Raw genomic sequence first — 9,993 nt, 5'->3', positions numbered from 1 at the left:
CCCACCGGCATCGGCCTTCAACGGCGCGATCATCGACGTCAATGGCGGGGGAATATGTTCCGACCTAGCGACGAACCACTCCTACCGCATCGGAACGGGCCGCGATCTTTTTAAAATCCATCCGCAACCTGCTCCGCTCGCGCGCGAATTGCCTGCTTCAGCCGTCGATAACCGTCGCGGATATCGTTCTCAAAGGCCGCGCGAAGGGCTTCGCCATCGCCCTCGCGTAGGCTTTCTATAACCACTTGATGATTGTGAACGCCGTATTTTTGAATAGCGAACTCCGGGTATAGGTCATGAAAGGAGGGGCCGATCCGCAGCCACAAGGTTTCGATGGTGGATAGAAGATGCGGCATGCCGCAATATCTGTAGACGGCGAAGTGGAACTCCTTGTTCGTCCAGAGCACCTCGGCATACCGACGACTTTCGAGTGCCTGGTTGATCTTCACCTGCATGTTCTCGAGTGAATCCGCAAGGCCTGCCGGAGCCTTCGCCGCGCCGCGCTCTGCCGCCATTCCTTCAAGCGCGAGCCGCATAGCGGTGACTTCCTCTAGCGCTTCCGTCGTCAAATAAGGCACAATGACGGTCTTTGGGCCGGAATAGACGAGCGCACCTTCGGCAGCGAGGCGATTCAAGGCGTCGCGCGCCGGCGTGGAGCTCACGCCGAGCGCGTCCGCGACAGCGCGCACGGTCAGCTTGCGCCCGGGCTCGAAGGCGCCGCGCACCAGCCGCTCCTTCATCGCCTCATAGGCCATATCGCCGAGGCGCGCATGCTTTTTCAGCGGCTCGAGTTCCGCGCCTCTGGCCTGCTCTGCAGGGCCATCATCCTGTGCCGTTACGACGCTGTCGCGCATCTGAGTAAAATCCCAATTGACAACTTGAACATTTTGTTGCACCAAATGACATAGTCAGTGTACAGGAAAATCCTCGAAGACCATAGTACTTAAAAGAAAAGATTGGGGAACGCCGAGGAGGTCTGGTTCGGAGAACCATACGGAAGATATTCGAGACGCCGATAATATTGAAGGGTCCATTTGCGCGCCCACAATAGGGATCGCAGATCCGCCTGTTCTCCATCAACAAGAGCTGTGCCGACGGCACACTGGCACGTTCGTCGTCGTTCCGGCGAAGGTCGGCCTCAACCAGACGTGAGCGAGAGGATTCGTGATTTGAAAGGACAGACTGTTGTCATTCGGGACATTGTAAAACGCTACGGCAACTTCGAAGCAGTCTCGAACGTGTCGTTTGATGTCCAAGCCGGGGAGTTTGTATCGATCCTTGGATCGTCCGGCTCCGGCAAGACGACGTTACTGATGATGATCGCCGGTTTTGAGACACCCTCATCCGGACGCATTCTCATCGGCGACCGCGACATCACTCATCTCGCCCCAAACCGCCGAGACGTCGGCATGGTGTTCCAGAAATATGCGCTGTTCCCGCATATGACGGTGGCACAGAACATCGCGTTCCCTCTGAAAATGCGCGGGCTATCTCGCAGCGAGATTGCGGCCCGGGTTGCGGATACCATGGCACTGGTGCAGCTTGCAGGGTTCGAACGGCGCCTACCGAGTCAGCTTTCCGGTGGACAACAGCAACGCGTCGCGGTGGCACGGGCGCTGATCTTTGAGCCACCGGTGCTTCTGATGGACGAACCCTTAGGCGCGCTCGACAAGAAGCTCCGCGAGAGCATGCAGTTCGAGATCAAGCGCCTCCAGCACCGGCTCGGCGTGACCGTCATTTACGTCACCCACGATCAGGAAGAAGCCCTGATCATGTCAGATCGGGTCGCTGTGATGGAGGGGGGGCGGTTGGCGCAGGTCGGCGCGCCGGCGGAACTCTATCTGTCCCCCAAAACAGCGTTCGTGGCGGATTTCGTCGGCAAGATGAACTTCCTCGACGGCGACTATATGGGCACGGGTACGGAAGGTGCGATCATCGCGCTATCCGAAGGCAGTCGCGTGATCGCGCGGTCGGGCCTCAACGGTTCCTGCGGGCTGATTTCTGAGGGAGACCGCGTGCGGCTCGCGGTCCGGCCGGAACGTCTGCGGCTGGCGCCGAAAGGACAAGGCGGGCCCTGGGCATTGCCCGCTAGGGTGGAGGCGGCGATCTTCGTCGGCTCCTTTCACGTCTTCCTCGTCGGGATTGAGGGGCGTGGCGGTGCACCCCTGCAGGTGCAGTTGCCAGCAAGTGGCGCGACACTGCCGTTCCAGAACGGCGATGCCGTCGATTTGGTGATAGATCAAGAAGCGCTGAAGCTTTTTCCCGCGACGGAGGCATCTCTTGGCCGCTAGCAGCTTAGAACCCTCTCCCCGCCGCTGGAGTTGGGCCCGGCTGATCGTATCAAGCTCCGCGCGGAATTATTCCCCGCTCCTTTCGCTGGCGCTGATTGCTCCGCTGATGCTTCTGCTTGCTTTCAGCTTCCTGTATCCCGTCGGGCGCCTGCTGGCTAGCAGCCTGTTTAACCCGGAGGTAGGTATTGACCGGTATGTGCGGCTGCTCTCCGAGCCGCTTTATCTGCGGGTGTTGTGGCGAACCTTCGAGATCGGTTTCATCGTCATGCTCGCAAGCTTCGTGCTCGGCTATCCAGTCGCCCTGGCTATGGCGAAACTCAAGGGGCGGTGGGCGACAATTGTGGCTGCCTGCGTACTTATTCCGCTTTGGACGTCCGTGCTGGTACGCTCCTATGCCTGGATCGTGCTGCTGCAGCGAAATGGCGTGATTAACACGGCGTTGCAGGAGGTCGGGCTTACGGCGGGGCCCCTCCAACTGATCTACACCGAAGGGGCCGTCATCATGGCAATGACGCAGGTACTGCTGCCGTTCATGATCCTGCCGATCTATGCGGCCCTGCGCACAATCCCGGAAGATCTGGGGCGAGCAGCAAGGAACCTCGGTGCAGGTACCTTGACGGTCTTCTTGCGCATCACTCTGCCGCTAAGCCTACCCGGCGTGTCAGCCGGCGCCCTGATGACCTTCATCCTGTCGCTCGGCTTCTACGTCACACCCGCCTTGGTTGGCGGCCCGCGCACCCTCATGATGGCCACGCTCATAGGCCAGCAAGCGACGGTACTGCTCGATTGGCCCTTTGCCGGCGCGCTGTCTGCGGTTCTGCTGGCGGCGACTCTGCTGCTCGTTACCATGTTCCGTAAGGCCCTCGCCCTCAACAAGGGAGTTTCCGGTGTTTGATTCATCGCTCGCGGAACGCGCTGCAAGAGAACCGCAAACCGACAAGATTGGGCATCATGGTCTTTTGGCAACCTATGATCGTCCGCTGCGACTGATAGGACTGATATTTGGGACCGCGGTCGTTAGTTTGCTGCTGGTCTTCCTTGTCCTGCCGACCTTACTGGTCATCCCGATGTCGCTGGGCACGGCAGAATATCTCGAGTTTCCGCCCCAGGGCCTGACGCTCAAGTGGTACGCGGCGTTCTTCAGGGATGAAGAGTGGATGGCGGCGACTTGGTTTTCGCTGAGAGTTGCACTGGCGACGACATTCGGCGCGACCATTGTTGGCACGCTGGCTGCGATCGCCCTGACCCGCGGCGATCTGCCGGGCAAGGCTTTGCTTCAAGCATTGACCCTGAGCCCGCTCATTGTTCCCCATATCGTCATCGCCGTTGCCGTGTTTTTGCTTTTCGCACCGCTCAAGCTCAACGGCAATTTCTTCGGCTTTGTGATCGCCCATACTATGCTGGCCGTCCCCTATGTCGTGATCACCGTGACGGCGGCATTGCAGCGGTTCGACGCAACGTTGGAGCTTGCGGCGCTGAACTGCGGGGCCAGCCGCTTAAGAGCGTTCTTTGCGGTGGTGCTGCCGGATATCGCCCCTGGTGTCGCGGCCGGCGCGGTGTTCGCTTTCTTGGCGTCGTTCGATGAGGCGACTGTCGCCTTCTTCATCTCCGGCATCGAAGGCAAGTCACTGCCGCGCAAGATGTTCGAGGATATCGATTTCAATCTGACGCCCGTTGTCGCTGCGGCTTCCACGGTGCTGGTTGTCGTATCGCTCGCGGTGCTGGGCGGGCTGCAACTGCTGCAAAGCCGCGCAAAAGCAGCATCAGCTCAAGCCCGAGGAGAGGTCCAATGAGGCTCGCGTGGACCCCGTCATTTCAGCGTCGCTTATGCAGAGAACCTTCATGACAAAGACCGGCCGATCTCAAAAGATGTCAAAGCCTTACCGCATACTTGTTGCCCGCTTCAGCCATGAATCCAACAGGCAGAATCCTGAGACCACCGACGAACAACGTTTCATTGTGAAACGTGGTTTCGACGTCCTTCGGTCGCCTTCGGGTGTATTGAAGGGCCTGGTCGAAACGCTTGCTGCAGCGGGCGCCAAAATTGAACCGGTCCTTTCGGCCGACGCATCGCCAAGCGGTCTGGTCGACCACGATTTCTATCTACGCGTACGCGAGGAACTCCTGGATGCGATAAAGCGCGTCGCGCCTAATGCTATCGGCCTGGACCTGCACGGGGCGATGGGCACGACAAAGACGCCGGATGCGGAAGGCGATCTTCTTCATGCTATTCGGCTTCTCGTCGGTCCCGATGTACCGATCGGGATCGGTCTGGATCTCCACGCCCATGTCACGAGCTGTATGCTTGACGACACTGATATATGCATCGCTTACAAGGAGAATCCCCATTCAGACACGATCGAATGCGGCCAGAAGGTTGCCGAGCTTCTGATTGAACAACTAGAGGGCCGACTGAAGCCTGTTACAGTCTCGGCGCTGACCCCAATGGTCTTACCAGGCGCACAAGAGACCGCTTCCGGTCCGCTTGCGGAAATTCATGCAAAAGCACGCGAATATGCGGCGTTGCATCCATCGATAAGGGATATTTCGATCTATAACGTGTACCGTTTTGTCGACGATGACGAAATGGGCCAGGTCGTCACCATTCTGAGCGATGGTCCGGACGCAGACGCATCGTCGCTCGCAGTGGATCTTGCCACTCGCTTCTGGGTCGAGCGCGGGCGCTTCAAGGATGACCTCCTGACGGTTGATGAGGTCTTCGGGCTGATCTGGAATTCGCCGGAGAAACGGCCATTTGCGATTGGCGACATGGGAGACCGCGTCGCTGCCGGCGCGCCGGGCGATAGCACCTTTTTGCTATCTGCGGTGCTCGATGATCATCCAGGACTGCGTGGTGCAGTGCCCATCACCGATCCCGCCGCAGCGGCCCGGGCAATTGAGGCCGGTGTAGGTGCAACTGTTACGCTCCGTGTAGGTGCAGGGTTCACGCCTGGCTTCGCGCCTCTCTTGCTCACCGGGCAGGTCGAGCACGTGAGCGATGGAGATTTCATTGTGGAGGGTCTCCTCGGCCAGGCTGATCGCTCTGCCATGGGACCGACAGCCGTTATTCGAGTGGATGATCGCATCCATGTGATGCTCACAACCAAGCCAGCCAATACTATTGATCCAGCGGCCTTCACCAGCCAGAACATAGTTCTAGATGGTCTCGATTTCATTGTCGTGAAATCTGGCTACCACTTTGCTCTTAACTTCGGCGTTCGCGCGACGCCCGTCCTCGTGGATACGCCGGGCGTTGGCTACTACCGCAGGGGTCAGTTCAAATACGAGAAGTCGCGCTTCTGGCCGGAGCACAATATTCCCGCTCCTACGATCACCGCCCGTCAGCATTCTGTCGGCACTCCCCATAAGGTTATAGCAAAGGCTTTGGCATGAGCACCGAGAGACCCGAACCATGTGACTTACTCATTCATAGCGGAATCGTCCTTACGGTCGATGACCAGGGTACGAACTTCCGTGACGGAGCCGTCGCCGTTAAGGCTGGCCGCATCAGCGCAGTTGGGCCAACGGCGGCCATCAGGGCCCGCTTTACGGCCAGGGAGACCTTCGACGCGAGAGGCGGAATGGTGCATCCGGGATTCATCGATGCGCATATCCACGTGTCGCAGTACACGTCGCGCTCGGTCGAACCGCTCATGGCGGGCACGGCTATTACGATGGGCCACTGGAAGGCGGTGCTGACGCCTGAGGACGAACATGCCAGTGCCTCGCTGGCCGCGGTCGACTATCTGCAGGCGGGTTATACGGGTTTTGCCGATCCGGGCACGATTTTCGAGCCCGATGCCGTGGCTGCGGTCGCGGGCGAGGTGGGCATCCGCATCTGGCTGACCGATCCTTACGTCGCCGATCTCACACAGCCCATGGTGGACGAGTCGCCAGAGCTCTCAAGTGCGGGCTTTCTGGCACGCTGGCCGGACTCAACCGATGCGGCGATAAAGCGGCTTGGCTCGCAGCTCTACCGCAACCGCGACGCCGAGGGGCTCGTCAGGGCGTTTATCGGGATCTACGCCCCCACGACGGCGACGGAAGTTCTGTGGAACGCCGCTCTGGCGACGGCGCACGAGCATAGGGTCCAGTTTCAGGAGCATCGTGGTTACGATCCAATCCAGTATCTCGATGAGGAAGAGAAGGCCGGTCGATCGGCGATTGCTCGACTCGAGGACACCGGCGCACTCGGTCCCGGCTCGACTTTTATCCATATGAACGTCATCCATCGCGATGATGTGGCGCGGCTTGGCGACACGAGCACCTGTATCGTCTGGTGTCCGTTTCAGCAGATGCGCGCCATGGGCAACGGGCGGGCCGAACCGCGCATGGTGGAACTAGCCAGGGCCGGCGCGGCAGTTGCGGTCGCAACGGACATCCCGCGCAATCTCAACTTCGATGCGCTAGGCAGCGTGGCGGCCTGCAACGCGGCGGCATTGGGTGTGCCAGTAAAGGGTGACGAGCTCCTGCGTATGCGCACCATTGGAGCCGCTAGGAGCGTCGGCGCTGGCGACTACGTCGGCAGTCTCGAGATCGGCAAGCGCGCGGATTTTGTCGTACGCGAGCCTGCCTCATCCGAGGCGCTCGGCCTCGATCCGTACGCAGAAACCGCAGTCGTCGGCATCACCCGACCACCAGCTCTCACGGTGATTAACGGCAAAATCGTACTTCGGCACGGGCAACTCCTCGGAATCGAGGCGGAAGCGGCGGCGCTCGCGGCGCGTGCATCGGTCAAGGCGCTGCTGATGAGAACCGGCCTTGCCGGTTGAGAAGTGTAACTGGGAAAGGGAGGAAACCATAATGACGACGAGACGAGAAATTCTGGGCTATGGCGCGACGCTCTCACTGGCGGCGGTTTTGGGACCACGTCGCGTCTTCAGTGCGGAGGCGGCCGATGAGCTTGCCAAGCGTGCCGTTGATGCGGGTCAGACGCAGGTTGTCATAGCCGGAGGAACGGGCGGCTATCTTGAGAAGGTCAAGAAGTATTACCTCGATCCATTCACCAAGGCGACTGGGATCGAGGTTGTCAGCGCGGGCGCCTCGTATGGAGAAAAGATCGCCAAGCTCAAGGCAATGGTCGAGGTCGGCAATGTCGAATGGGACGTGATGACCCTCTCGATTGACGCCTTGACCACGCAGAACCGGGTGTACTTCCGCGACCTCGGCAGGGAATGCCAGGAGACGCCGATGGTTGCGAAGGCCGGAATCGACGGCGCTTGTTTGCAAAAAGCCGTGCTATTCGACATCGGCGGTGTGGTTCTGGCCTACAACACGGAAAACTTCCCGTCGAGCGGGCCGCAGCCCGCTACCTGGAAGGACTTTTGGGATGTCGCGAAGTTTCCAGGCCCCCGTGCGTTGCCCAATGTTGGAAATCCGTGGTGGAACCTGATCGCAGCACTCCTTGCCGACGGGGTTGCGCCGGCCGAACTGTTCCCGCTGGATCTAGATCGCGCGTTCAAGAAATTGGACGAAATCAAGCCCCATATTTCGGTGTGGTGGAGCAGCGGCGATCAGAACGAGCAGATATTCCGGTCAGGCGAAGTCGTCATGATGATGACATACCGCCAGGATAGCCTCAAAGAAGCAGGCCAGCCGATCGGGATTTCATGGAAGGGCGCGATACGTGATGCCTCGGGCTGGGGGGTGCTGAAGGATGCCAGACGTCCGCTCGCGGGGTTGGCGTTGCTGAATTACATGTACTCCCATCCTGAGAACGATGCGGGCTACATCAACGAGTACCACGGGTCCGCTGCGACTGGTAACAAGGAGGCGTTGGCGCTGCTCGATCCAGCCGTTGTCGCCGCTTTGCCGACTGCACCGCAGTTTTGGAGCGAGACAGTCAGGGTCGACCCCGATTGGCTGGACGAACACACGCAGGAGTTGCTGTCGCGCTGGTCCACGTGGCTATCGCAGTAATACTGCGCCCAGCACTCAAGAATACTGATATTCGACGCGAGTGGCGCGCCAGAGGTGTGCGCCAACTCAATCGCCCGGCCACACCTCAGCACCAGTTGCCTCGCTGTCGCACGGCGACAACTTGCTGCCGCCCAACTTGGGCAGATCGTCCGCCCAGTACAGAACGGGCTCGCCGCGACGGCCGGAGATGGACGACACCGAGGGCGGAGCTTCTGTAGTAGTCGGAGCGCGGGAAAGCCGCGCGCAGGGCGAAGGGAAGCAGGAAGACGGCAGACTTGCATGACGGAGGAGTGATCTGTGGACATGGATCACCGGGCCGACGAGGCTTGGGTACTCGGATCCCCTTTAGGAGTATCCCGAAAAGCGCTGGAGGGAAGACCAGCACAACGTGTTGCAATTGTGGACCGAAATCAAGGACCGAGGCTTTGCCGGCAGCAAGGCGACCGTCTACAGGTGCACCGCCCGCCAGCAGTGCTCATCGACCGCTCCGCCAAATCCGCGATGGCGGCTGCCATCGCTATGCCGCAGCGAAGAATGAACTCATACCCGGAACAGAGCAGCGATCTCATAAAGGCTTGGGCAACTGGGCGGAGAACTCGGATCTTGCCCCTAGTATCGACGACGACGAACGGACTATGAAGCGCTTTAAATCGGGTCGAAAATGTCAGCGTTCCGTCTTCATACACGGCCCGATTTATCAATCTCTTTACTATCGCGCCGGATTTGCGGCCGCGCAGATCTTGAGTTCGGCACCCATGGAAACATGGAGCCAAATCCTCTTATCGAAGATTGCATGAGAACCGGCCCCACGGCCGCAGTGCATTCGTTGCCAATTAAGGCGACGGTGTCCCTCCGGGCATTTCGGCGGCCTCTGCCCCCGCCTTGATCTGGAAGAAGACCGACTGATGCCCACCGCGGCGTCTTTGGGGAGGCGACTTGCCTCGCCGGGTCAACGGTTGGCGCCGCGGTGGCGGGTGGCAAAACAGGTTTGTCAAACGGCTATCAAAATTATGCACACAATTCACACTAGACAGGAGGTCAAAGTCAGTCGCTACGTCGGAACATATTCCCCGCCATTGACGTCGATGATCGCGCCGTTGATGAAGCCGGCCTGATTGGAAGCAAGGAACGCCACGACAGCGGCAATCTCCTCAGGGCGCCCCAGGCGACCGGTCGGGATCCGGGTCAGCGCGGCCTGATTGGCCGGGCTGTCCGGCTCACCGGTCATCTCGGTAAGGATGCGCCCAGGTGCCACGGTATTGATCGTGACGCCGTGAGGGCCATATTCGCTGACTAGCGACCGGGCCAGTCCTGCCAGTGCGGCTTTCGAGGCGACGTAGCTTGTGCCCGCAATTCGTGGCAGCGCCCGGCCCGCGACCGAGCCGATGAAGATGATGCGCCCAAATCTCTCGGCGGCCATAGCCGGTGCCGCCAATTGGCAGCACAGCATGGTGCCGGTCAGATTGACCACTAGGACGTCATTCCACTCATCAAGCGGGATGGCATCGAAAGCGAGACGCTGACCGCCGCGTTTCGGCGAAAACCCGGCATTGCATACAAGAACCGTCGGTGAACTCCAGGTCGTCCGAACCTTGTCAAAAAAGCCCGCTAAGGATTCGTGCTGACGCAAGTCGACGGTTTCGGCCAGGACGTTGTCGACGCCGAATTGGCGCGAGAGGCTCTCGCGCGCCTCGTCAACGCGCGGGGCCTGTTGGCTAAAGACAGCCACCCGGTGTCCAGTTGTGAGAAGATGTTCCGCGCAGGCAAGGCCGATGCCGGTGGT

8 protein-coding genes are annotated in these 9,993 nt (G+C 59.9%); 6 read left to right on the top strand and 2 right to left on the bottom strand.

Translation table 11 applies throughout. The annotated features are described in order from the left end of the window. Positions 1–110: 110 nt before the first annotated feature. Complete coding sequence (locus NKI17_RS36425) at positions 111–854, bottom strand: GntR family transcriptional regulator (RefSeq protein ID WP_502894730.1); 744 nt, start codon at positions 852–854, stop codon at positions 111–113. A 315-nt stretch (positions 855–1,169) separates the two neighbouring features. Here NKI17_RS36425 and NKI17_RS36420 point away from each other — a divergent pair, with 315 nt between their 5' ends. The 6 genes from NKI17_RS36420 to NKI17_RS36395 all read left to right on the top strand — a co-directional run bounded on the left by NKI17_RS36420 (position 1,170) and on the right by NKI17_RS36395 (position 8,210). Continuing rightward, entirely contained in the window at positions 1,170–2,291 is a 1,122-nt protein-coding gene (locus NKI17_RS36420) for an ABC transporter ATP-binding protein (protein ID WP_352907903.1), read from the top strand. After that, positions 2,281–3,186 (top strand): ABC transporter permease, encoded by a 906-nt coding sequence (locus NKI17_RS36415; RefSeq protein ID WP_352907902.1) that lies wholly within the window; start codon positions 2,281–2,283, stop codon positions 3,184–3,186. Before NKI17_RS36420 ends, NKI17_RS36415 begins: the two co-directional genes overlap by 11 nt. Before the next feature lie 85 nt (positions 3,187–3,271). Further along, complete coding sequence (locus NKI17_RS36410) at positions 3,272–4,084, top strand: ABC transporter permease (protein ID WP_352907904.1); 813 nt, start codon at positions 3,272–3,274, stop codon at positions 4,082–4,084. Positions 4,085–4,133: 49 nt separating this feature from the next. After that, positions 4,134–5,684, top strand: coding sequence for a M81 family metallopeptidase (locus tag NKI17_RS36405; RefSeq protein WP_352907901.1), 1,551 nt, complete (start codon positions 4,134–4,136; stop codon positions 5,682–5,684). After that, entirely contained in the window at positions 5,681–7,063 is a 1,383-nt protein-coding gene (locus tag NKI17_RS36400; RefSeq protein ID WP_352907900.1) for an amidohydrolase family protein, read from the top strand. Before NKI17_RS36405 ends, NKI17_RS36400 begins: the two co-directional genes overlap by 4 nt. Positions 7,064–7,094: 31 nt before the next feature. After that, positions 7,095–8,210, top strand: a complete 1,116-nt coding sequence (locus NKI17_RS36395) for an extracellular solute-binding protein (RefSeq protein WP_352907899.1) — start codon at positions 7,095–7,097, stop codon at positions 8,208–8,210. 1,051 nt (positions 8,211–9,261) lie between these two features. On the opposite strand, the gene fabG is transcribed toward NKI17_RS36395, so the two are convergent. Then, positions 9,262–9,993: 3-oxoacyl-ACP reductase FabG (gene fabG, locus NKI17_RS36390; protein WP_352907898.1), on the bottom strand; the 732-nt coding region annotated here is incomplete at its 5' end.

Source organism: Mesorhizobium sp. M0816, from assembly GCF_040320005.1.
Lineage (GTDB): Bacteria > Pseudomonadota > Alphaproteobacteria > Rhizobiales > Rhizobiaceae > Mesorhizobium.
Note: the sequence above shows the minus strand (reverse complement) of the source record. Positions and strands in the feature narration are given on the sequence as shown.